This is a genomic window from Arthrobacter sp. B0316-5-4 (genome assembly GCF_059090325.1).
Genome location: NZ_JBNHFN010000007.1, coordinates 55,972 through 77,618 on the forward strand (window position 1 = coordinate 55,972; position 21,647 = coordinate 77,618).

At 60.1% G+C, this 21,647-nt stretch carries 19 protein-coding genes; 5 read left to right on the plus strand and 14 right to left on the minus strand.

Translation table 11 applies throughout. From position 1 onward, the window contains the following. Positions 1-92 precede the first annotated feature (92 nt). The 10 genes from AC5RU9_RS20310 to AC5RU9_RS20355 are packed head-to-tail and all read right to left on the minus strand — an operon-like array spanning position 93 to position 11,277. The gene (locus tag AC5RU9_RS20310) at positions 93-473 is read right to left on the minus strand and encodes a DUF4913 domain-containing protein (protein WP_494017908.1); all 381 of its coding nucleotides are present in this window, start codon (positions 471-473) and stop codon (positions 93-95) included. Next, positions 470-2,194, minus strand: coding sequence for a type IV secretory system conjugative DNA transfer family protein (locus tag AC5RU9_RS20315; protein WP_494017909.1), 1,725 nt, complete (start codon positions 2,192-2,194; stop codon positions 470-472). The genes AC5RU9_RS20310 and AC5RU9_RS20315 overlap by 4 nt, the downstream gene beginning before the upstream one ends. Beyond that, positions 2,191-3,831, minus strand: coding sequence for a putative type IV secretion/conjugal transfer ATPase (locus tag AC5RU9_RS20320; RefSeq protein ID WP_494017910.1), 1,641 nt, complete (start codon positions 3,829-3,831; stop codon positions 2,191-2,193). The genes AC5RU9_RS20315 and AC5RU9_RS20320 overlap by 4 nt, the downstream gene beginning before the upstream one ends. Continuing rightward, complete coding sequence (locus tag AC5RU9_RS20325) at positions 3,828-5,390, minus strand: hypothetical protein (protein ID WP_494017911.1); 1,563 nt, start codon at positions 5,388-5,390, stop codon at positions 3,828-3,830. The genes AC5RU9_RS20320 and AC5RU9_RS20325 overlap by 4 nt, the downstream gene beginning before the upstream one ends. A 24-nt stretch (positions 5,391-5,414) precedes the next feature. Further along, complete coding sequence (locus AC5RU9_RS20330) at positions 5,415-7,271, minus strand: hypothetical protein (RefSeq protein WP_494017912.1); 1,857 nt, start codon at positions 7,269-7,271, stop codon at positions 5,415-5,417. Positions 7,272-7,305: 34 nt separating this feature from the next. Further along, positions 7,306-8,088, minus strand: coding sequence for a hypothetical protein (locus AC5RU9_RS20335; RefSeq protein ID WP_494017913.1), 783 nt, complete (start codon positions 8,086-8,088; stop codon positions 7,306-7,308). Between the two features lie 3 nt (positions 8,089-8,091). Continuing rightward, a complete protein-coding gene (locus AC5RU9_RS20340; protein WP_494017914.1) occupies positions 8,092-8,436 on the minus strand; it encodes a hypothetical protein in 345 nt (114 codons plus the stop codon). Between the two features lie 14 nt (positions 8,437-8,450). Further along, entirely contained in the window at positions 8,451-9,629 is a 1,179-nt protein-coding gene (locus AC5RU9_RS20345) for a MinD/ParA family ATP-binding protein (RefSeq protein ID WP_494017915.1), read from the minus strand. A gap of 41 nt (positions 9,630-9,670) precedes the next feature. Next, the gene (locus AC5RU9_RS20350; protein WP_494017916.1) at positions 9,671-10,204 is read right to left on the minus strand and encodes a hypothetical protein; all 534 of its coding nucleotides are present in this window, start codon (positions 10,202-10,204) and stop codon (positions 9,671-9,673) included. After that, the gene (locus AC5RU9_RS20355; protein WP_494017917.1) at positions 10,204-11,277 is read right to left on the minus strand and encodes a M23 family metallopeptidase; all 1,074 of its coding nucleotides are present in this window, start codon (positions 11,275-11,277) and stop codon (positions 10,204-10,206) included. The genes AC5RU9_RS20350 and AC5RU9_RS20355 overlap by 1 nt, the downstream gene beginning before the upstream one ends. A 364-nt stretch (positions 11,278-11,641) precedes the next feature. On the opposite strand from AC5RU9_RS20355, the gene AC5RU9_RS20360 reads away from it, so the two are divergent. Beyond that, complete coding sequence (locus tag AC5RU9_RS20360) at positions 11,642-11,977, plus strand: ArsR/SmtB family transcription factor (protein ID WP_494017918.1); 336 nt, start codon at positions 11,642-11,644, stop codon at positions 11,975-11,977. 169 nt (positions 11,978-12,146) lie between these two features. Then, on the plus strand, positions 12,147-13,307 hold the full coding sequence (locus AC5RU9_RS20365) for an alpha/beta hydrolase family protein (RefSeq protein WP_494017919.1): 1,161 nt from the start codon (positions 12,147-12,149) through the stop codon (positions 13,305-13,307). 3 nt (positions 13,308-13,310) lie between these two features. Here the strand turns inward: AC5RU9_RS20365 and AC5RU9_RS20370 are convergent, their stop codons facing one another. From AC5RU9_RS20370 to AC5RU9_RS20380, 3 genes are read right to left on the minus strand one after another with little or no spacing between them, the layout of a single operon-like run. Further along, positions 13,311-14,225: a hypothetical protein gene (locus AC5RU9_RS20370; RefSeq protein ID WP_494017920.1), complete on the minus strand. Its 915-nt coding sequence runs from the start codon at positions 14,223-14,225 to the stop codon at positions 13,311-13,313. Between the two features lie 6 nt (positions 14,226-14,231). Continuing rightward, positions 14,232-14,678 (minus strand): hypothetical protein, encoded by a 447-nt coding sequence (locus tag AC5RU9_RS20375; RefSeq protein ID WP_494017921.1) that lies wholly within the window; start codon positions 14,676-14,678, stop codon positions 14,232-14,234. Next, entirely contained in the window at positions 14,675-15,124 is a 450-nt protein-coding gene (locus AC5RU9_RS20380) for a hypothetical protein (protein ID WP_494017922.1), read from the minus strand. The genes AC5RU9_RS20375 and AC5RU9_RS20380 overlap by 4 nt, the downstream gene beginning before the upstream one ends. A 620-nt stretch (positions 15,125-15,744) precedes the next feature. Here AC5RU9_RS20380 and AC5RU9_RS20385 point away from each other — a divergent pair. The 3 genes from AC5RU9_RS20385 to AC5RU9_RS20395 all read left to right on the plus strand — a co-directional run bounded on the left by AC5RU9_RS20385 (position 15,745) and on the right by AC5RU9_RS20395 (position 20,123). Then, a complete protein-coding gene (locus AC5RU9_RS20385) occupies positions 15,745-15,978 on the plus strand; it encodes a hypothetical protein (protein ID WP_018779737.1) in 234 nt (77 codons plus the stop codon). Positions 15,979-16,089: 111 nt separating this feature from the next. Then, positions 16,090-18,015, plus strand: a complete 1,926-nt coding sequence (locus tag AC5RU9_RS20390) for a MarR family transcriptional regulator (RefSeq protein ID WP_494017937.1) — start codon at positions 16,090-16,092, stop codon at positions 18,013-18,015. 1,337 nt (positions 18,016-19,352) lie between these two features. Beyond that, positions 19,353-20,123 carry a ParA family protein gene (locus AC5RU9_RS20395; protein ID WP_494017923.1) on the plus strand — a complete coding sequence of 257 codons (771 nt, stop codon included), beginning with the start codon at positions 19,353-19,355 and terminating at the stop codon, positions 20,121-20,123. 632 nt (positions 20,124-20,755) lie between these two features. Here the strand turns inward: AC5RU9_RS20395 and AC5RU9_RS20400 are convergent. After that, a complete protein-coding gene (locus tag AC5RU9_RS20400; RefSeq protein ID WP_494017924.1) occupies positions 20,756-21,562 on the minus strand; it encodes a hypothetical protein in 807 nt (268 codons plus the stop codon). Between the last annotated feature and the right edge of the window lie 85 nt (positions 21,563-21,647).

Genomic DNA, 21,647 nt, shown 5'->3' on the forward strand with positions numbered 1-21,647 from the left:
TTGCGCCTCGGGGTCCCGGACGGCCGTGTGGTCTGTCGGCTCTGATCTCTGCACAGGCAGCAGCGATTGTCCCTGACGGCTTCGTGTCCGTGTCATGGTGCCCAGGCTTTAGGGACAGCTTCTGTTACCAAGCGTGGCGTGTACGTGTCCTGGCGGTTGAAGAACCGGTGCCCTTCCCGGCACAGCTCGAACGGACCGGTGGCAGAGAAGAGCGTCCTAGCGTGGGCGTCCCAGTGGTAGACGAACCAGCCGGAGAGGGTGTTTTCGTCCTCTGCCCGGACGTACTCTTCGTATAGGGCGCGGAACCGGGTGACGGCTTCGGGGTGGTTCCACCACTGTGGGCACCAGTACCGGGTGTTTTCGTCGTCGGTGACAGCTTCGATGTCGTGGATGAAGGCTTCAACCCAGTCCACGAAGTTATCGATGAGTTCCTGTTCGCTCAGCTCAGGGTTTTCTGCAGTTGTGTCGCTCATGCTGCGACCTGCTTTTCAGGAACGGGATCGGTGGCAGGCTGGGGTTCGCCTTTGGCCATGGCGGTCGCGGCCGCCATGCCGGCCTCAATGGTCTGGCTCAGTTCCTTGTTCTTGTGCCAGGGGGTGAGCCGGAGCAAGGTGGCCGGGGCAGCGCTGCTGCTGAGGATCCCGGAGAACTTTGGGAGGTCGGCGAAATCCTGCACACTGACCTTCGGCAGACGCTCCTTCCTGTCGGAATCCCTTTCCTTGCATTGGTAGGTGCCGATCGCCTTTGAGAGGCCTTCAGTCCAATCGGTTTCCTCGTTGCTGCCAACAAATCGGGTACCGGACATTTGCCACAGCGTCTGCATGCCTTTGGTGCCCCATTCGCCGCAGCCTTGGGACCAGCCCTGCAGGTAGAGGGTGAAGCAGAGGCCGCGGGAGCCGTAGTGGCTGAAATCCTGCGGCAGCGTAGGCCAGGGAACGATGTTGGCCACTTCGTCCAGCTCGCCGACCAAGGGGATGGTCAGCCGTGCTTCGCCGGGGGTTTTGCGGACGGCGGCGTTGCAGATGGCTTTGATCATCGCTGTGAGAACGGCACCGGCACCGCCGGGGCCACGTTCGGAAAGTAGGATCATGGTCTGACGTCCCTCCATGAACTTGGCTGCGTCGAAGTTCCTGATACCCGGCGTGGGAGTGGTCCACGCCAGAATTGCGTCGTGCACCAGGTCGCGGCACATGCGCTGCGTGGTGGCCACCAGGGACCCGCGTGTACGGTCAGGCCACTTGTCGAAGCCCCTCATCTCAGAAGCAGGGCGGGGGTATTGGTCGGCAAGGATGTTGCTGACTTTTTCGAACGATCCTTTGGAGATCCATTCGTGGACATCTCCAAGGGCCTTCCCGGTCAGAGCCGCTGCCAGCAGCGTCCAGGCCAGGCAAGATTCACCTGAGGGGCCGAACTGGGCGTCTTCGGCCGCTTCGCTCTCGGTACGTGGGTTGTTCTTCAACGAAGCTGTGATGATCCACGACGCCAAACGCATGGCGTCCTCGGTGCCCTTCACTTCCCACAGAGGGCTGAAAATGAAGTCCGGTTTGTCGGATTGCCGGTAGATCTTGCCGGTATCCCACAACCACACCGTTCCCAGCTGGTGGCGGGCAGCGATGACCTGTGCAACGCCGTCAACCTTATTCGACGTCATCAATGCCGCGCCGGGAGCCGCGGCCAGACGAGGAACGACCAAACAGGACGTCTTACCGGATCCGGGGCCCATGATGCAGACACCCAGATCCCGCCAGCCCTGATAGAGAACGGCAGGTTTCCCGGCGGCAGTCTGGCCCAGCACTTGCCCGGGAGGTAGATCCACGGCTTTCGGGTGCAGCTGTTTGGCGTCCTTCTTCCGCTCTTTCTCCATCAGGGGGGCGAGCTTGGCGCCGGTTGCGAGTCGGCTGCCCAGCTCACGTTGCGCTGCGCTGCCCGCGCCGCCACGGCTGGCGGACAGGAGAGCTACCCCGAAGAGAGCCATAATCGCCAAGACGATCGCAATCCACGTTGCGGCTCCTGGCCAGACGAAGGTGCCCTCCTTGAACCGCGCCACCAACTCCGTGAAGTTCGTCCACGGCATTCCCGTGGGAGTCAGGAACTCACCGAGCAAAGCCGCGACCCAGGCGATAGCCGCCAGTCCGACAACGACACCGGCAAGGCCCAGCTTTAGCAGGGTGTCTGTTGACGTTTGCTTGCTCATGCCGGGATGACCTCCATGGCTTCGTCGGTGATGGATTCTTCGGTGAACGCGATAGTGGAGGTGGACTTCATGGCACCGTCCGTATCGGTCAGCTCGACTTCCAACGGGCTGCGGACGTGGATAGCTTCGAAGGGATCGTATTGGTCGATTTTGAACAGGCACGTTCCCTTGACCAGCTTCGTGATGACCTCGGCTGTCCCGACCGGGAGCGTGAACATCTCTTCACAAGCCAACGCGTCAGCACTCTTTTGCTGCTTGTACAACAGGACTGTGCCACATTCCTTGAGCATGGAGATCGCCGGGCTGTTGGCCGGGATGTCGGAGATGTGGTGGAACGCGAACTGGCACGAGAGGGACAGTGCACGGGAGAGTTTGGTGTTGCGACGGGTCACCGTGGCCACCGACCCCTGAACGGTGTGCCACGCTTCCTCGATCAACAGGACCGTGGGGACTGCTTCTTCCTGACGGTAAAGAGTGTTCGCCAACCAGGTGTTGATGATCGTCATGACGATCGGCAGCGCCGGACCGTCTTCGGGAAGCAACGACACATCAAAGACGGTCAGGCCGGCGTTGAGCTGGATGTCAGAACTAGTTTCCCCGTCGATCAGGCCAGCCAGGTCATCTTCGATCATGCGTTCAAGCTCGAAGGCCGGGTCCTGACCCCATTCGCGCAGCTCTTCCACGGTCAGGTTCGTGGCCTTCGCGGCATCTTCGTTGGGCGCGTAGAGGGCTTTGAGGACGTGCCCGATGTGGGCGACTTCCCCGGCTTTCTTCGCATCCGTCAGTGCCTGCCGGTGGGCCATGCGGACTGCTTTGCCTTCCTTGGGCGTCATGGGACGGCGGAGGGCTTCTTCCATGACGGCACGGACCAGCATGGACTGGCCGGCCGGGGTGCGGAACGCTTCGGCGCTGTCGTGGGTCTCTTCGTTCAGGCGGGCAGCGATGCGGGGGTCCAGGATGTTGATCCGGGATCCGCCGCCACCGATGCTGAACCGGACCGGCGCGACGCCGAGCTTCCGTGCAAGGGGTGTGTACTCGCCGCCGCCGACGTCCTTTTGGTACTTCTTATCGATCACCACGACGCGGCGGCCGAGGATCAGCTGGCGCAGCACGCCCCAGGTTTTCATAGCCGAGGACTTCCCCTGCCCGAGGTCACCGATGTAGCAGACGTTCGGGGATTCGAGCGTGTCACCGTAGGCGGTGAACGGGTCATGGACGATCATCCAGCCCGAACCGGCATCGACGCCGAACACCAGGCCGCGGTGCGAGGTCGGCGGGGAGGCAATGGCCATATGGGAGAACTCCATCTGCCGTGTGGAAGAGGCAATGCCCGGCGCGGCCGGGTCATAGAAGCCCAGCTTTGAGGCGAACGCCCACTTACGTTCGTGGTGCCAGCGTGTCTTGGCATTGGCTTTGGCCTCAACCAGCTCACGTTCTTTGGCTTCCTTCTTCTCAGCCTTCTTCACTGCCCGCTTGCTCAACGGTTTGTTGCGTCGCAAGCCTTGGGCCGCGGTATCGGCTGCAGCTGCTTCGAGCTCCAGCTTCCCGGCTCGGGCCTGGGACCTGAGGGTCCGCTTGGATTTGCTGGCAAGAGCCCACGGCAGGATCAAACGCTTGGTCTCGTTCGTGGTGCTCATCGGATTCCCCTTGTGAACGGCATGGTGGTGATCATGGCAAGGTCGTTGCGGTGGTCCAGCCAGTCAATGAACTCGATACCGGCATCGGAAGCAGCTGCCTCAACAATGTCGGTGGTGGACAGGATCTCGTTTGCGTCTTCCACGGCGAAGGAGATGTACAGCCCGTAGGCTGCGCCGTGGTGGCCCGAGCCGGGCTTCAGATCCAGGAGTCGCTGGTGGGAGGCGCCCATCAACACTTCTTCGGTGCCATCGGTGACGACACCGGACTTGCTGACCTTATTGCTCGTGGCCCTGTCCATGGCGGCATCCGTCCGGGCTTTGGACCGAGCGCTGCGGGCGTCCTCCAGTTCCATCACCATGGACACCGAATGCACCACTGCCGGTTGGATGCCGCTGATGATCGCTTCCAACGCCTCAACCGGGATAGGGGCGGGACTGAACGCCGAGGCCTGCACGTAGCCGGTACGGATATGCCAGTGATCATTGACCACCAGGGAGATGGGAGAAGATGCACCGTCCAGGTGCTGCCAGCAGTCCATCAGGTTCGCGCCGTCGTAGTCGTCAATGTCGAAGTCCGGGTCCTGCAGGTGACGCAGGAGCGCGGCCATGGCCTGCGGCCCAAGAGGCCGGGAATTGGTGATCGAACCCATCATGGACGCTTGCGCCATGGCGGAGCGGATTTCCTGATAGATCGCCTGACCAATGCCTTCATCCCCTGACCCGTAGGCTTCCGCCCGCCGGTACAGGGCAGCGGAGCCGGGGATCCGGAACGTCTCATAGGTGCGGTGTTGTTCGGAGCGTGAACGTGTCGTCTCGCACAGTTCGCCGTAGGACTCCAACAGGATCCGCGGAACGTTCTGCGCGACCCGCCGTTTGACCCACAGCAGGTGGTCGGCCGAATCCATCGGCACGGCCCGGGCCAGGGTCTGGACATGCGTCACCAGGGATTGACGGCGTGCCAGCCGGGCGAGGTACTGTCCACGGGCCACATGTCCGGATTCCTTCCGGTATTCCTCCCGGATCCCCGAGGACGAGCCCATGACTTCCATCGTGGCCGTGTAGTAGGACTTCTTGACCTTGCCCTGATGCCGGGAGATGACCAGCGGCCCTTCCGGGGTATCGATGGAGAAGTGACGGACAGTACCCACCATGAGCGGCGCGTTGTCCTTATGCCGGATGGGAACTTCGATCATGCCCTTCTCGTCGGCGCGTTCGCGGTCCTTTTTCCCGGCCTTGATCATCCGCGTCTGCGGGCGGTCCTTGACCGGAACATAGACCAGGGACTTGTTCTTGGCCCGGACCTTCTTGTGCCGGACCTCCACAAACAGGGCACCCAAGGAGCGGTGGCCGGAGAACTTGTTGGGTGTGGTCAGGATGACCCCAGCCAGGACCAGCACCGCTGCGATGATCAGGGCGACGATCTGGCTGCCGCCCGCCAGGACGATCACCAGCGCGGCACCGACGGAGATAGACAGGCCGATCCATTCCGGCGCTGTCCGGTTTCCCCCGAACAGGCCGCGGCTCTGGACCTCACCGCCGACAACAACCATTCTTCCCATGACGACCTACTCCTTGTACTTCCCTTACCGGCCACTGATGTGGTCGGTATCCGGTGCCATCGAACGGGCAGAACGCTGACCGCGCATGGAGGCCTGACGCGCCGCTTCCCGGCCCGCCAGCAGGAACGCCGTCGCGCCACCGGCTGCTACCTTCGCGGATCCCCGGCCCACTGCCCCGGCACCGGTCTTGAACGCCTGTGCTGCCTTCGCCCCGCCGGTTCCGGCACGGTCGGCTTTTTGCAGCTCCCCGATCGTGCGGGTTTCTGGCTGTCCTTGTCCTTGTGCCTGGCCGCCTTGGCGGTCCTGGCCTGAGGGTGCACCTTGCTCGTTCGGGACTCTGGAGGCTGCACTGCGGCGTCCCGAGATTCCCGAACCGTTGGATCCCAGTCCTGAACCACCTTGGCCCTCTGATTGGGTTGCCATCGACGAGGGACCGTTCGTGGCGGCCCCGCCGCCGTAAGGACTCCCGCTCCGCCCGCCCGTGGTGCCGGACTGTACTTGGGCGGTCCGTTTCTGCCTGATCGCCGAGGAAATCGCAGCGCCTGCGCCGGCGACCATGGCCGGGCCAGCGATGGACTGGCGGCCCTCACCGAGGCTGGTCGAGGAGGACGGCAGGATCGGGACGTACTTGTAGAGCATCGGCAGGGCGAAGGCCAGAACGCAGATCGCGGCCGCGGCCAGGAACACCGACGTGGCGTTCACCATGCCATCGTCCACGCCTTCGCCGCTAAACGCCGGACGGGAGGCGATGTAACTGAACACGGCACCCATGAGCAGCAGCAGCAACGGCTTTGACAGGGAAATCCCGAGCCACAGAGCGCCGACCTTGCCTACGCGTTCGCGGTACTTAGGGTGGATCATGAACCCGACCATCAGTGCGATGCCGAGGCCCAGAAGGTAAAGGGCCAACGGCTGCAACGCGAGCAGCCCGAGCATGGCCCAGGCGGCGATGAACAGAAGCCCGAACAGCAGGACCGCCGCCAAGGGGCCGAACGCGCCGCTGGATTCGTAAGACGCGAACCGTGAGATGGCAAACCCGAAGTCCGTGACTCTGCTGGAAGTCCAGAACGTGATCCCTTCAGTGAGGCCGCTCATCCATCCGTTGACCACGTAGCCGATAGCCGGTCCGAACAGCACCAGGATCATGGACAACGGCCCGTACCAAAGCAAAGACGTCCGGGCGGAGTCCATATCTATCTCTTCGTTCGAAACGTCCTTCCAGAGCTTGAAGTACATCAAGCCCATGACGATGATCCCGATCCCGGCGAACACGGCCCACGTGGCACGGAAGGCGTCATCAATCTCGAATACGGAGACCTTCAAGAGGTTGTTCAGCACCTCGTTGGTGGACTTCACGCCCTCTGCCTTGACAGTGTTGGCGAACTTCTCAAACCCGTCCTTCGCGTTGGCGATGAACGCCACGGTATCGACCGTGCCCAGGACGACCTGCCCGCCCGGCATTGTGGAGATGACCGTGCGCATCACCACGCCGGCAATGGGAGCGAAATCTTTAAACGCGGCCCCTTGGGCGCACCACGCGGTGGCAGATGCCGGTGCGCCGGCGCCGGACAGCGCCGCGCAGAACGGAACCGTGTTACTGCCGTCGTAGTCCAGGGACTTCTCGGGCGTCGTCAGGAAGGTACCGAACGCTTTGGCCGCAACGTTTTCACAGTTGCTGCCGCCCATGGCTCCGAAAAACCAAGGATCGGCGCACGCTGACTTTCCCAGTTCCTGGTTCAACCGGTCTTTGATCTTTGTTCGCTGGTCCTCCGGTAAACCAGCAAGACGCTTGAGCTGGTCCGCATTCAACTTCTCGGACTTGTTCACTTCGTCCGCTGCCTGCGCAGGACCAGCAGCGATTACCCCGAAGCTGAGGAACAAGGCTAAAAAGACTGCGACGACGCGGATCGTCCTGCTAACGCTTAGCGTTCGCATACTCAACCCACCCCTCGCGGCTGATGTCCTTGAAGAACGCGTTGACCAGCTCGTCCCGCAGAACCGGCGTGGCCTCGTCCTCCATGTTGGTGCCCACGCTCATCGGGCCGGAGTCCTTGACGCGTCCTTCGAAATCCTGTCCCTTGGCCACAATTGCGGCATCGGAAATCTTCCAGTCACCATCCCAGACCAACTCAAACGTGACAGTCTGGAAGACACCGTTCGCGGCCTTGTTGACTCTGGCGGAAACGGCTCCCGTAAACACCTGTACAACGGCTTTCTTCTTCTCGTCGCAGCTGGCAACCCGGTACAAACCACCGGCAGCCACATCAGTGCGCGAGTACCACCCACCTTCGAAGGACCCAGGAACCGGACTCTTCGCTTCGGCGAGTACGTTGTTTGAAGAGGTAATCCTCTCGAACCAAGGACCCGGCTTGGCTACCTCAGTCAGGGTCTTCTTTTGCTGTGCCCACGTATCAAGTTTCAGGTCTTTGATGAGGTGGGTGTAGTTGGCGGCGGCTTGGGCGGCCGAGTCGCAGCTGCCGTTGTAGCCGGTGATGGTTTTGCCGCCGCTGGCGGTTTTGGTGCCGCCTTCGCCGATCTTGATCCCGGAGACGGGGAAGCCGAACTTCCCGGATGCCTGCAAGGAGCTGGGGTCATCCGGTTTGGCCCCCGGTGCCGGTGGGTTCAGCAGGATGACGGCAACGGCGATGACCAGGATCACCGCCCCCAAGGCTGTAAGGAGTTTCCAGTGCTTCCGCATGGGCTAGGCTCCTGCTGCCGTGGCGAGGGCCAGGATGCCGCCGATGATGACACTGGCGCCGGCTGCGGCACCGAAGGCGATACCGGTCTTCTTGGCCCCTGCTGCGCCGTCTTCGATGTCGTCCGAGTGGCCACGGTTGCGGGCGATGCCCCACTTCATGAGGTTCCAAATGAACATGCCTGCCAGGAGGATCAGGGCAAGAGCCCAGAGGGCGCCGAGGACCATTTGGACAGCTCCGGTGAACTTCACGCCGAGGACGTCGATGCTGGGTGTCACGCCGTCCAGCGGGTTGTCGATGAGGGGCACGGCTGTGCGGATGATGATTTCGTTGCTGATGGTACTGAACATGATTTTTGGTTTCCTTATCGGTTGGTGGTTTTGGTGGAGGTGGCGCGGTCAACGACCAGGAGGCCTTCGGCGATTTCCGCTGAGGCTCGTTCGAAGGCGCGGCGGGCCGGGTCACCGACGAGCTGCCAGTCGATGATCGAGCCGGTATCCAGCGCCCCGTCGTAGGGGATGTCGATCAGGACCCGCACCGCGGAGGCCAGGTTCTCGCGAAGCTCCGCCTGCTCGGCCGCGGAGACCTTTGCCCCGCCGCCCTGGGTGACCAGGACGACAGCATTGGACACCAGGTCTTTGTAGTGCGGGTTGCCGGTGCGCTCGGACATGGATTCGAGCTGTTCGATCATCCGCAGGGCGGACACGACAGCGTTGCGCTTCAGCGTCGTGGGGATCACCAGCTGGTCGGTGACCTCGATCGAGGCGAGCCAGTTCGCTGAGCGGGTGTTGTTCCCGGTGTCCACGATGATGGTGTCGTAGAAACGGCTCACCACGGTGTGGATGCGGTTGAACTCATCGGCACCAATGGATTTCATCCGGTCCGCGTCCTCGTCAGCGACCAGGACCGAGAACTGGTTGTTCCCCTGGTGGCGGGTGTAGTAGGACAGTTCACCCTTGCGGGCGGTGACGGTCTCGAAGGACTCCAGAACGTTCAACAGATCCCAGACAGTGCGGGTGGAGTCGTTCGCGTTGGTCCGGACGCCGGCGGTGCCCATCATCTCGTTGTTGTCCCACACCAGCGTCTGCTGCCCGGAGTGGATCCCGAACGTGGAGCCCAGACCGACGCTGCACATCGTCTTACCCACCCCGCCGAGGGGCTGGGCGACCATGATCTGCATCGGACGGGAGTACACGCGCTGGATCGCGGACAGGTCCGCCCGGCGTGCCAGCTCGGCTGCGCCTACCTTGGGACTGATGAGGCCGAAGCTGACCGCCCGCAGAAAAGCCTGCCAGCCGGTGGCCGGCGGCAGCTGGTCGTTCACGTTCTCCTTCCGGAGCACAGCGGCGCTGCGACGGCCACTGACCAGCGGAGCCTCCCGGTGCAGGTCCTCCACCACAGGGGTTTCCGCCTTTGCTACCGCGGCCGGTTTGGCATCAGGTACTGCGTGGATGATCGCGGGATCCGTTGCTTCGGGTTCGGTGTCGGTCAGGCTGATGGGTGCGCGGCTCTTCCGTTCGCTTCCTTGCCAGTTCGTGCTCATCGGATGGTTCCTCTCGCTCGTTTCAGGTTCTGTCGTTGGGTTCAGGACGTCGGGTCTTGCGGGGATATGGCTGTGACCAGCCAGGGCTGCTGCTGACCGGTACGGTGCAGGAGCATCGTCCAGCGGCCCGCATCGGTGGCGAACGTCGCAGTGACGGTCAGCGGATTGCCGGCGTCCCTGCTGATCGCCGGGCCGTCCGTGACTTTCCGGATGGGAACCCGCGCCGGGTCGATGTACTTGGCATCCTCGGCATACTCAGGAGCCAGATGCGGGGCCAATTCAGCGAACCAGGTTGTCTCCGGAACATCGGGCCGGGCGAACAGGCACATGATCTTGGCTGCGGTGTCCTTGACCGCCTTCTCCGCGGCCGCATCCCACGTGACCTCGGGGACGCCATAGTGCTCATCGGCGCCGTGGTCGTGGCCGTCCTCGGCATGGTGGCTCTCCTGCCCTGTCTGTCCGGTGTTCACCGTGGGGGTGGAGCCGGCTGCCGGTTCGGTGCCCGCGTTTCCGGCGCAGGCACTCACGGTGAGCACGGCGGCCAGCGCGGCGGTGAGTGCGAGGTGCTTGCGCATCAGAGAATGCCTTTCTCTTTCATGATCGGTGTCGGGTCGATGGTGGGATTGATCGGGACCATGGGGTTGGGCAGGGCGCCTGCGAAGAATTCCATATGGAGGTGGCGGCCGGTGACGTTGCCCGTTGCGCCTTCGGTGCCCAGCGGTGTTCCGGCGGCAACGGTGTCGCCTTCTTTGACCTTCACCGAGCCTGCTTCCATGTGGTACATGCCGATGGTGAGCTTTCCGTCCACGGTCTGGCCGGTCACACCGGTGCCGAACAGGCCATCGAGGTTGCGGACTTTGACGATTTTCATGTCCGTGATGGCCACGATTGTTCCCGGCCCTCCGGGGTGAACGAAGTCGATGCCGTAGTGGAAGTTGGCCAGCACTCCCCCGGCGGTGCCGGGAGGGGCCGGGCGGGGGCCGTAGCCGCTGCTGTTGATCTCCCCTTCCATTGGCTTGACCCACTTACCGGCCAAATCCCCCACAACCTGGTTGCCTTCAGCCGGGCACACCCCGGACGGGTCCACGGCTGCGGCGGACTCCCCACCCAAAGCTTTGAAGACCTCCGTGGCCTGGGCACGGAACTTCGTGTAGTGTTTCGGGTCCGCGTTCCGCTGTGCCCTGTGAATGGCGATTGTCGGTTCGAGGGTTTCCCAGCCCTCCACACGCTGGAGGGCCTTGAAGAAGTTCGTCGCCGAAATGGTGGGGTCCATCCGGTCCGCATACGACCCCCACGCGCCATTGGCACGCTGCTGGAACAGCCCACGAGAATCCGGGCCCGCCCCGTCCCCGTAGTCAACGACGCGGAGCGTGGACTCACCGATAGCGGCCTGGATACCGATCAGCTGCGCTGCCACGGGTAGGCCGAGGGATTTGGCCGCGTTCATGATCGCCTGGGCGTTCTTCATCTGCTCGGCATCAAACCCGGCCACTCCCCCCGCAGGGGCAGGACCAGCAGCTACACCGGCAGGTGCAGCACACGATGATGCCGCCTGCGCCGGATCACTGTCATCCAGGACGACAGTGACAAGGCCAACGGTCAGGAGGGCAACGATCGAGGCGCCGGTAATGACTTTTCGGGCGGTCATCGATTAACCACCGAACGGTGCCTGCGGCAGGGCAGTGACGTGTTCGACGGCCGCTGTGTGCCGAACGGCAGCATGTTCTTCAAAACCTGTCCCTCCCCCATGGGCATCGCTTCTTGTCTACTGCCAGCTACTGACAATCAAGTCGCTGGTTGACGGGCCATTCTTCTCTGGCTCCAACCAAGATGCTTGTCACATCGTCCGCATGAGACGCATCTCGTCCTTCGGCGGATCCCCTCCCGGAGGACGTTGCGCGTCCTTCTTTCGAATAAGGCCTACAATTTGACTGTAGCTCAAAGTTGATCATTTAGCGATACACTTTGTTCTGCGACTCAGAGCTATCCGAATAATCGGGCAAGATAGACGCATGCCGCGCCTCATCCAGCCCAATCATCCGCAGGAGGTTGAGGCAGCCATCGATGTTCTCGGAAACCGAGCCCACGCGGCCATTCTGCGTTACCTGCATCAGAACGGCCCCTGCACCACCGGCGAAATCCTCAAGGGGATTGTCCTGGATGACAACAGGAAGTTGACCCGACCCAGCCTTCAACATCACCTGGAAGCCCTCGAAGCTTCCGGGGCCGTCACGGCAGACTTTCCTGCAGGTCAACGGCATGGCAGACGCGTGAAATACGAGGCCAATATTGATGCCGTGGAGTTCGAGATGCTTCCCGCCTATGTCAACTACCTCCGCGGTAGATGAGCGCCCGCAGTCATAACAAGCCTTGTCAAAGAGCAATACCTTCTTGTTTCACTAAGCACGTTACATGCCTGTAGTGAACATGTGCAACGCTTGTAGTGAGCATGATCTACGCGGCACCAGGCAGTAAGGGACGTTACGATGTCTGGGTCCAATTTCCCCTTGATCCGCCTTGGAGGACGACGATCCAATGCTGACGACACGGCGCATCCTGAGCTGCCTGGCGTTCCTTTTGCCGGCTACAGGGCTATCCGGGTTCGCCGTCGTCATGGCTCGGAAAATCGTCAAGCGAGGCCCAAAGGACTACCGCCGGGCAGAGATGGTGGACGGTGGACGCCGCATACGCATTGACTTGGACGACTACACCAAAGCCCCAGGTGACTTCGGCGTCTTCGACCCAGCGACAGCCAAATACACGCGAGTCGGTGAGGTCACCCTGATCGATGAGGAACAAAAATTCGTAGAAAGGCTGCTCGATCAGTCAGGCTCTACGCAGGGAGGTCTGGGCCCAATCGTCGATTGGACCCCCGACGTTTTCTTCGAGCCCGCTGCTGTCCGCGGGCACTATCAAGAGGTGGATGTCCCCACCGAGTACGGTGCGGCGCCGGCATGGCTATTTGAGGCCGAAAATCAGGACGTGTGGGTGATCCATATCCATGGCAGCTGGACGGACCGCTCGATCATGTTCCGAGATGTCCATGCATTCAGTTCCTTAGGATTCACATCGCTGGTTCCCACATTTCGCAGCGACGCCGAGGTCAGCCCGCCCCAGGCGGAATCGAGTCACCTGGGGCAAACGGAATGGCGTGACGTGGAAAGTGCCGTGTCCTATGCCGTTTCTCATGGAGCCAAGCGCGTCATCCTCTCCGGCTGGTCCATGGGTGGGACCATGGCGCTGCTCACGGCAGAGCGCAGCGCCCACCGGGACAGGATCGTCGGGCTCGTCCTGGTAGGTCCCGTCACCAGCTGGCGGAAAGCCATTACAGCAGGAGCAGTGCAGGCCCGGGTGCCGGCGGCTGGTGCAGACCTTGTTATGAGCCTGTTGGGTACCCGTGTGTTCGCGAGAATGCTAGGGCTGAAAGAACCGATTGATTTCGATGCGCTCGACTGGGTGGACGTAGCCAACAGGGTGGATGTCCCGACCCTGGTCTTGCACTCGACCGCTGATCAAGAGGTTCCTTGGGAGATCTCGGCCGCCTTCCAACGCGCGAATCCGGCCACCGTCACCTTGATATCACTACCCGAGGCTCACCACACCCAGGAGTGGAACGCCTCGCCTTCTACCTTCACCAACGAACTGACCAGGTGGGTCAGCAAGACGGTCTTGACCTAATAGCTAGGTCCGCGCGTCCAGCTTGGCTTCGATGTGGCTGATCCTGCCTTGAACAGAGTCCGGGAAGTCCATCAAGTTCACCCGCTCGTAGTTGTGCAGAACAATCAGGCTTTTATAGACGCCGTTTTCGAGCGTTTCATTAAAGAGATCCCAGGCCGGACTGACTCGTGACCGATCGGCACGGACGCGCATCCTCAACCCGGTCAGCCACAGAGCATCGATCATCCAGAGCCGCAATCTGGGCAGCTGCTTCGACAGGAAGAGAATCAGCCATCCCGCGGCGGTCACTGAAAGGCCTACATAGAAAAGGCGGTCAAACCAGGCGCCGATGTCCCGGGCGAGGGCGTCCCAGGGCGAGAAGTAGAACAGCACCACGTAGGTGATGTGGCACGAAACGGCGACCGCCACCACCAGCAGGCCCGCTGAGAATGTGGCGTACAGTCCCCTGGCTTTGTGCCGAAGCATGTAGATGATCCTGAGGACGGTGAACAACAGCGCGAGCATGTATATGCCGCTGTACACGGCGGTAGCGAGCTGGTCCATGCGGGTATCGATGAAGTCCGCGGCCGTTGGAGCTTTGTCCTGGATCAGGGCGAAACTGACGATCATGATGGGAATGCTCAGCAACGGCGCGTAGTAGGTCCATCTGACTATGGGTACGTTCGCCAGGCGCCGCACGCTGTCGTTGAAGAAGAAAATTGCCAGGAGCGCGAAGACGGCCTGGAGCAGGTTCGTCACATTGATGCCGCCGAGGTAGCGGTCAATATCCTCCAGCGGTGTAACCGTTCCCAAAACATAGAGTGCCGCGAGCCCGAAGATCGATGCCACCCACGAGGCACGGGATTCCGCGACCTTGACCACCGAGGGGATCCGAAGGAGGCATAGGGCGCTCAGCAGCGCAAAGAGCAACAGTTTCATGGTTTATCAGAGGAAAGGATCAAGATCGGACGAGCTGCGTGAACGCGTCTTCTTCGACATCTCGAACGCGAAATCCTCCACCCACCGCTCGACAGGGTGATTCGGAACCGACCGGCAGGTGATGCTAATCGCGTCCGCGGTTTCCCTCAGCATCTCTCCAGAGAGATCCGGCAGGGCCAGGGCTACCTGAAGGCTCTCCAGATAGATGTGTCCGAGCTCGTGATAGATGCAGTGGAGCTTGTACTGCTGGGACTTCTGCGGGGGGAAATACACGTTGATGCGATCTTCGAATTCGGCCTTGAATGCCGTCAGCGAACCCCAGGACTCGTTGTACTCGATCAGATTGATCGGCTTCTCGCAGATCAACGTCAGGCGTTCGACGACTTCCGTCATCGACGTCGTGCCGGCACCGCACAACTCCCGAACCTTGTCCTGTACAGGTGGGAGAGTCATTCATCCTCACCGTTCATCGACGAGTCGATAATCCTCGTGATCATTCTCAGTGTTTCCGGCGACGTCGCGCCCAGGTTTCTCGCGGCGAAGTTCTTCACCTTGAGCTTGCGCATCTGCACAAGGAACTCCATCCGCGCTTCCACCTCCGGAGGAGTCTCACTGTTGAGATCAACGAGATAGCTGGCCGGCACACCAAAAACGAACTCTGCGATGCCCTTCAGAAGTTCCTGATCGGTCACCAGGCTGCCAGTGCCATTGATCAAGTACGACCACCGTGTCCGCGACAGATGGATCCCGTTGGCAGAAAGTTCTTCCTCCACGTGATTGTACTTAAGCGCCGCGTTGTTGTCGGACTCCCAGATATCCACCAGGATGCCCATGCGATCCGCTAGGCGCTCCTTCTTCTGCTGTTGCGTTAGGAACACGCTACGACCCCCATTTGCCATCTCAAAGCTCCTTCAGCCAAAGTCAGCTGCTTGCGATGCGACCGCTATAGAGCAGGCGGACAGCCGACACAAAACTTTACCTGATCTCATTCATAGCGTATAGGCCATGAGTAATAACTGAGTTGTGCATGTGCGAAGCATGTCTGTAGGCTGTCGCATACTTGAGTTTCTTGGGGGAATTCAAGTCGATGCCGCCGGAACCCGTACGGGAACCTACAGGTTCACTGAAACCCGGGTTTCGGCGGACGCTTGTCGTTGGAGCGAAAGGATGGCGTGGCTTGAATTCAAGGTACGGCCGCCGCGGGCGCCCCCGTTTCGGGGAGCCCCACCCAGGCATGTTTTCTTTACCCGCCCCGACTGGCTGGCAGTCGAGCCCATGTGCGTGAATAGACGGAGCGGACATTCACCCGCAGCAAGGCTGAAGCCAGCAATCAGCTTCATAGGCAGTGGGCGGCGACACGCAGGGCCGTTTTCTGTAAACAAATCCCCCGATCAGACTCGGCGCGGTGCTAGGTTCGATTCAGTCGATAGCTGTAAACAGAAATTCGATCGACTGCACGTGGCACCAACGATGAACCAGCTACAACCCCTGGTTGTGCGAGATTCAAAGGACCTGACAAATGAGCGCAGTAATCAATCGTGGAGGCGGTCGGCCCAGCAAGGGCCTCCGCAAATACATTGGCTTCCGCACGCCGGCCAAGACCGCGGAGGACGTTCACATGATCGCCGCCGCAAAAGGCATGACTGTCACCGACTATGTTGCCTCTGCAGTCGACCGATCCTTGCGCGAAGATTTGGCCTTGCTTGGTCAGTTCACTCAGCAGGATGAACTCCCGATCCGCATGGCCTCATAGATACAAGGAAGGCCCGCCATAAGCGGGCCTTCGAAGCTGAAGATTCACGATCCGGATAGCTTGCCGGCAGACAGATCGTAAATCGTATGGAAGTCCTTGACAGGCCTTCATTTGTGTAACAAAACCGATCTGGCAGGATCGGCCCTTCGTCATTCCCTGAACAGGAACAAAATCATCGTACAACAGCACGCTCTCTTGCTGCCAGCAGCCGACGCGACTGGCGTGTCTCAGGAGCCATCCCAGACCTCCAACGCCGCTCAGGCGTGGGCTGCGCTGACGCCTCTTCTCGCAGGTCAACCCCGCATCCGCCTCTCCCGGGACGGCGGTAAGACCTATCCTCAGAAGCACGAACGCGCCCTGACTGAGACCCTCCCCACTTTTCCTGCGGCCGTCCGGATTTTCGGCAAAGATGGCAGCTGCTCGGCCATCTTCCTTGACTTCGACTCGTCGATTGCGGGCATCGACTGGGTGGAAGCCGACGTGAAATCTCTTCAAACGTGGCTGCACAACTGTGGGGCTCGGTGGATTGAAGATCAGTCGCCCAATGGCGGACGACACGTATACATACCCCTGGAAAAACGGATTGCCTTTTCTGAAGCACGAGATGTTGTCGAGGCACTAGGCACCCGTTACCGCACGTTGGACAAGACGCCGCACCAGAACATGCTTCACGGTTGTATGCGGACCCCTGGGTCACCGCACAAGCGTGGCGGCTACCAGGAACTCGCCATGAGCCTCAGCATGGCCTACGACGTTGCAAAACGCCCAAACAAGGAACAAGTATGGGCAACAATTCGCGCAGACCTAAAGGACGAAATCGCTGGCGTACGAGGGCTGAGACTGGAGCACCCACTGTCGGCAGACAACGAAGCTTATGAAATCCCGCAAGTGGCCGGGCGAATGTCCAGGCCTATGCAGCAGATGGCGCTATCGGGCCTGTACGACGCGAACCGGTACGCCTCAGATTCAGAGGCACGTCAGGCTGTCCTGACGGCGGCGGCCGCCGCGGGCATGAAACTCGTCGATGTAGAACGGCGAGTCCTTCAGGGTGTTTGGCCCGGACTCGCGTCTTTCTATGCCCGCTACCCTTCCAGCCACAGGCTTCCCTCACTGAAGCGGGACTGGAAAAACGCGATCACCTACCTACGAAAAAACCAGATCAACGATGCAGGGAATATCAATGCACGTAGATCCCCCACAAGCCAGCCAAATACACAGCCCCCACTAGGAACCGCGTCTAACCTAGATGCCACCAGTGAGCACCGTTACCTGCGGACTTGGGAAAACGCGCTGCGACTAAGAGAGCCCGTTTACGCTAGCTCCCGCACCGGTCTGGCTCGGCGGATGGTTCTGAGAGCTCTCGGAGCAGCCGCTCACATGTCCGCTTCTCGTTTTGTTGAGTTCGGTGATAGGTCAATCGCAGTGGCGACAGGTCTTGACCACACAACCGTGGGCTCCCACCTGAGAGCTCTGCGTTCTGAAGAGGATCCTCTAGTGACCTTGGTGGAGCGCGGGCGAGGGACCAAGGGCGACTTATACATGTTGACGATTCCTGAAGGCCTTCGGCCAGGTGCTGAAGATTTGTCCTGGCGAAAGGGGAAGATCCATGCGCTCAGACCCGTCTTCAGGGAACTGGGCCTGCCTGCAGCGTTTGTTTACGAAGCACTGGAGCGCACTCCCGGTTTGACCACCACGGAGTTGGTGGGTCAGACAAAACTGTCCAGGACAGCCGTGAGCGAAAGTCTTGAGACTTTGGCTGCCTGGAACATGGTGTCAAGGAATGGTGGAAGATCCTGGACAGTCATCGCTTCGACGTCCCTCCACGAACTTGCTGAATACTTTGGAGTTCTCGAGTCCGTGGCCGGCCAGCTACAGAGGTACCGCATCGAGCGGGTCATCTGGAGGGAGTGGCTTTCGAGAAATGTGAATACGGTAGCGGAACTCCTATCCCCCGCCGAAGATTACCCGTGGGAAGCATATGAAGGACCACCTGACGAATGGACCCTCGCTGATATGGCGTTCACCAGAGCGATGTGACCCGGAGCGGGAGGATTACAGGTCTCCGACGACGAGATCGGTAGCAAGCGGAGGAAGAACGCCATTTGTTTCTAAAGGTCGGGTAGCTCCATCTGAGGAGGATTACCTAGATCGGTTCCATCGTTGATGTGCTGCTTGGCGTGACATTCCAGTTTCTGCGCCTATATCGGCCCATGTCAGACCAGAGTCTCGTGCAGCGTTGACAGCCTCGTCCAGACGGGCAGCTGCGCGGTCATAACTGCGAGCGGCCATTTGCAGTGTCCAGGCCTTTACGTGTTTCTGCCATTCGCTCAGGATGGATTCTTCTACCGACAAGGGCGGTATGGCTGGTGATCCGATCAGTGCTTTTGCTCGGTATCTCGCCATGTCGGTACTGCCTGCCCCAAGGACGCGCTGCCACTGTCTACCAGTCCAGCCGCATTCGCAGCTACCTTGCCAACCTGCAGCTGCGCTTTCCACCACCAACTCATAGCCCGGCCTGTGCGGGTCTCGTTTGTGTCGGCCAGTGATTCCTTGGACGCTGATCGTCCCTTCGTGTTGGTGGCTGGACCCCAGTCGACCATCGTTCAAAAGGACCCCAATTCGTCCGCAGTGGAATCCGTCTCCCAGATCCCATTCCATGCGATGTCCTATCTGTCAGGTTTTATTGACGATCCCCCACTTTACGGGTTGCAGGCGCCATAGGCTTGCCGCGGATTATTCCGTGCTTTTACTTGTTCGCCCGGAAGCGGGGCGGCTGACGCCTCGTGCCTCGAGTGCCACCTAGGAAACTCACATGTAGTTGGCGTAACTGTCATTAAATAATTATGTCATGACAGAAAGATTGATTGATGTCCACCTTAGGCCATCGACGCTTGTTCTCAGCCTTGTGAGGCTCTCTGCCGCGCACAGTGGGGGGTGAACTGTACTGGTTGCCCAGGAAGGCGGATGGGGTGGGTTGGGCTAACCACCACCCCCCCCCGCGACTCTGGGCAAAGCGGTAACCCATTAATAAATAATTATGTCATGACAGAAAGATTGATTTATGTCCACTTTAGGCCATCGACGCTTGTTCTCAGCCTTGTGAGGCTCTCTGCCGCGCACAGTGGGGGGTGAACTGTACTGGTTGCTCAGGAAGGCGGATGGGGTGGGTTGGGCTAACTACCCCCCCCCCGCGACTCTGGGCAAAGCGGTAACCCATTAATAAATAATTATGTCATGACAGAAAGATTGCAGGATGTATTGATGGATTGCGGGATGTATTGATTGCTTGATAGATTGATGTCTGGATCGAATGATTGATTGAAGGATGTATTGACTGATCTTCATCAATACCCGGCAGGCTTTGGAGGACCAGTATGAAAGTTACGGCTATAGGTAACCGCAAGGGCGGCGTGGGCAAGACGTCAGTGACGTTGGGCCTGGCAACAGGCCTGCGTTTAATTGGAAAGCGCGTGCTGGTCATCGACCTCGACCCTCAATCCAATGTAACGGAAGCACTTGAAGGGGCTGGGGAGTTTGACGTGTTCGATGTGCTGTACGGGGGAGAAGCTGGGACACTCGGGCAAGCCATCACCCAAACTACATGGCCGGGTATTGATCTGATCCCAAGTTCTGAGTCCCTGGCACGACTTGAGTCGGAAGCTCTCTTAACGCCCGAGATGCGTCTCAAGACTGCAGCATATGGGGCAGACGAGCTTCGACAATACGACCACATACTCATAGATCTTCCACCAGCCCTCGGGCGACTGACGTTGAACGGACTCATCTGGGCGGATCGTGTACTTGCCGTCACTGAACCGGCAGCCTTCTCAGTGAAGGGCGTGACGGAGTTCCTCGACACAGTGAAGAAGGTTAGGTCACTTCCGCACTTGAATCCTCAGCTGGAATTCCTAGGCATCATTATCAATAAGACGAGTTCACCCCTCACTTCCGAACACTCCTTCCAAATCGGAGAGCTGGAGGATACCTACGGCACCGACGTAAGAGAGCCTCATCTTCCTCTCCGAACGGCGATGCAGGACTCCGTCAGTACACGTTCGCCACTCACGAAGCTAGCCGGCCGTGGAGCGGCGATCATGACCGAAAAATTTGTTGCGCATGCACGCTACCTGGATGGGGTGAATTAATCATGGCTTTGGATCGCAAATCATCAATCCGCAAAGCACCAGCCGCAGACGTCGTGGACGTTCTGACATCCGCGGAGAAGCGAACTGTAGCTGTGGAACCGGGGGAGGCTACTCAGGCCACCGCCGCGAACGCAGAAGTCCAAGCGGAACCGGCACCCCTAACTGACCTCGAACCGAGGCGTCCGGGCCCAGGAAGACCGAGAAGTAAGCGCCGCATGGAACCCTTCTCATCAAAGATTGAAATTGGCCTTCGCGACGAACTGGATGCCTACTCGATGAGATACGGAATCACCATTACAGACCTACTGGACGAGGCCTTACGGGAGAGACTCCGCCGAAATTAAATCCGTCTGGACATAATTATTCCTGACGCCACTCTCTTACGCTGATCGGCTCACCTTGGACATCGGACAGGAGTTCTGTGACAGGCCCACTGGCAGAACCGTTCAAGTACGCCGAAGCGCTCAAGCCGCCCAAGCCGACAACGAACAGCGGAACAACGCCGCCAACAAGACGCCGACTACGGGCGCTGACCACCCACGACAAACCAAAGAAGCCCTGCACAGCAATCCGCAGTGCAGGGCATCTCCCGTCTGTTGAAACGTGGGTCTAACGTGGCGCCGCCCTTCGAGCTAGAAGCGACGAACAACTTGGACGAGCTGCAATAGCTGAACGATTAAAGGCAGGCCCAGACCCAATGCAGGCAGTGCCACGGCGGCCCACTTGCCCACTCTGTTGAGTTCCCACGAACTCGTGGTGAATCGTTCGGCAACGATGTCGACAAGGGTCAGATGAACCGTGGCAGGGATGCTCTGCACGTTACTAACCGTGGGTTCGTCCAGGAACATTGTGATGCGGACTATCCGGGGATCGACGTCCGGAACGCCTACCTTACTGGCGTATTTCAGGAAACGCCGGCCCTCCGTAGCCAGGAGCCGGCGGTGCTGACTACTACGCTTCGCGAGCAATTTCTTGGCCGCCCTGGAGAGATTAGCTCCGGGGTCCATCCCGCGCGCGACTGACACGCGATTTTCGCACCAGATGTAGATCAGCAGGACTAGCAGCGCTGGCAGGAGCGGAAATACGAGCCCAACGGCTAGATAATTCAACGACGCCGAGTCAGGGATCACTCCGGCTGCAACCTCGGTCCCAAACGAGTAGACCATCAAGAACACCGCACCTCTGACCAGCCGTACCGGGAGAACGATGTAGGCATTGCTCAGAATCACCTTTTCTGACGAATCCAAGTTTTTGGGGGCAGATCCCAAGAACCCGAAATCCCTAACAACCCGGCGGGGCACGAACCACCGATCCGGGGAGATTCGACGCCGGATGAGGTACCAGAGGTAGGCCCCCGCAGCGACCATGCCCGCCACCGGGACCGCAACAAGGCACACGACGGAAACGAGATTAAGGATTACCGCGACGTCAAGGTTCATAGTCGTTGCCTATCACTGCGCACCGACAAAATATGATCCCTTGGCGCCCGAGAACGTCTTTAGTGAGATCGGGGGGTGTGGTTCC

What these genes read in the sequence shown, in the direction of transcription:
- AC5RU9_RS20355 (WP_494017917.1), bottom strand. Translation starts at nt 11,277, where the DNA reads ATGACCGCCCGAAAAGTCATTACCGGCGCCTCGATCGTTGCCCTCCTG.
- AC5RU9_RS20360 (WP_494017918.1), top strand. Translation starts at nt 11,642, where the DNA reads ATGCCGCGCCTCATCCAGCCCAATCATCCGCAGGAGGTTGAGGCAGCC.
- AC5RU9_RS20395 (WP_494017923.1), top strand. Translation starts at nt 19,353, where the DNA reads ATGAAAGTTACGGCTATAGGTAACCGCAAGGGCGGCGTGGGCAAGACG.
- AC5RU9_RS20380 (WP_494017922.1), bottom strand. Translation starts at nt 15,124, where the DNA reads ATGGCAAATGGGGGTCGTAGCGTGTTCCTAACGCAACAGCAGAAGAAG.
- AC5RU9_RS20325 (WP_494017911.1), bottom strand. Translation starts at nt 5,390, where the DNA reads ATGGGAAGAATGGTTGTTGTCGGCGGTGAGGTCCAGAGCCGCGGCCTG.
- AC5RU9_RS20335 (WP_494017913.1), bottom strand. Translation starts at nt 8,088, where the DNA reads ATGCGGAAGCACTGGAAACTCCTTACAGCCTTGGGGGCGGTGATCCTG.
- AC5RU9_RS20345 (WP_494017915.1), bottom strand. Translation starts at nt 9,629, where the DNA reads ATGAGCACGAACTGGCAAGGAAGCGAACGGAAGAGCCGCGCACCCATC.
- AC5RU9_RS20350 (WP_494017916.1), bottom strand. Translation starts at nt 10,204, where the DNA reads ATGCGCAAGCACCTCGCACTCACCGCCGCGCTGGCCGCCGTGCTCACC.
- AC5RU9_RS20385 (WP_018779737.1), top strand. Translation starts at nt 15,745, where the DNA reads ATGAGCGCAGTAATCAATCGTGGAGGCGGTCGGCCCAGCAAGGGCCTC.
- AC5RU9_RS20370 (WP_494017920.1), bottom strand. Translation starts at nt 14,225, where the DNA reads ATGAAACTGTTGCTCTTTGCGCTGCTGAGCGCCCTATGCCTCCTTCGG.
- AC5RU9_RS20315 (WP_494017909.1), bottom strand. Translation starts at nt 2,194, where the DNA reads ATGAGCAAGCAAACGTCAACAGACACCCTGCTAAAGCTGGGCCTTGCC.
- AC5RU9_RS20320 (WP_494017910.1), bottom strand. Translation starts at nt 3,831, where the DNA reads ATGAGCACCACGAACGAGACCAAGCGTTTGATCCTGCCGTGGGCTCTT.
- AC5RU9_RS20310 (WP_494017908.1), bottom strand. Translation starts at nt 473, where the DNA reads ATGAGCGACACAACTGCAGAAAACCCTGAGCTGAGCGAACAGGAACTC.
- AC5RU9_RS20340 (WP_494017914.1), bottom strand. Translation starts at nt 8,436, where the DNA reads ATGTTCAGTACCATCAGCAACGAAATCATCATCCGCACAGCCGTGCCC.
- AC5RU9_RS20400 (WP_494017924.1), bottom strand. Translation starts at nt 21,562, where the DNA reads ATGAACCTTGACGTCGCGGTAATCCTTAATCTCGTTTCCGTCGTGTGC.
- AC5RU9_RS20375 (WP_494017921.1), bottom strand. Translation starts at nt 14,678, where the DNA reads ATGACTCTCCCACCTGTACAGGACAAGGTTCGGGAGTTGTGCGGTGCC.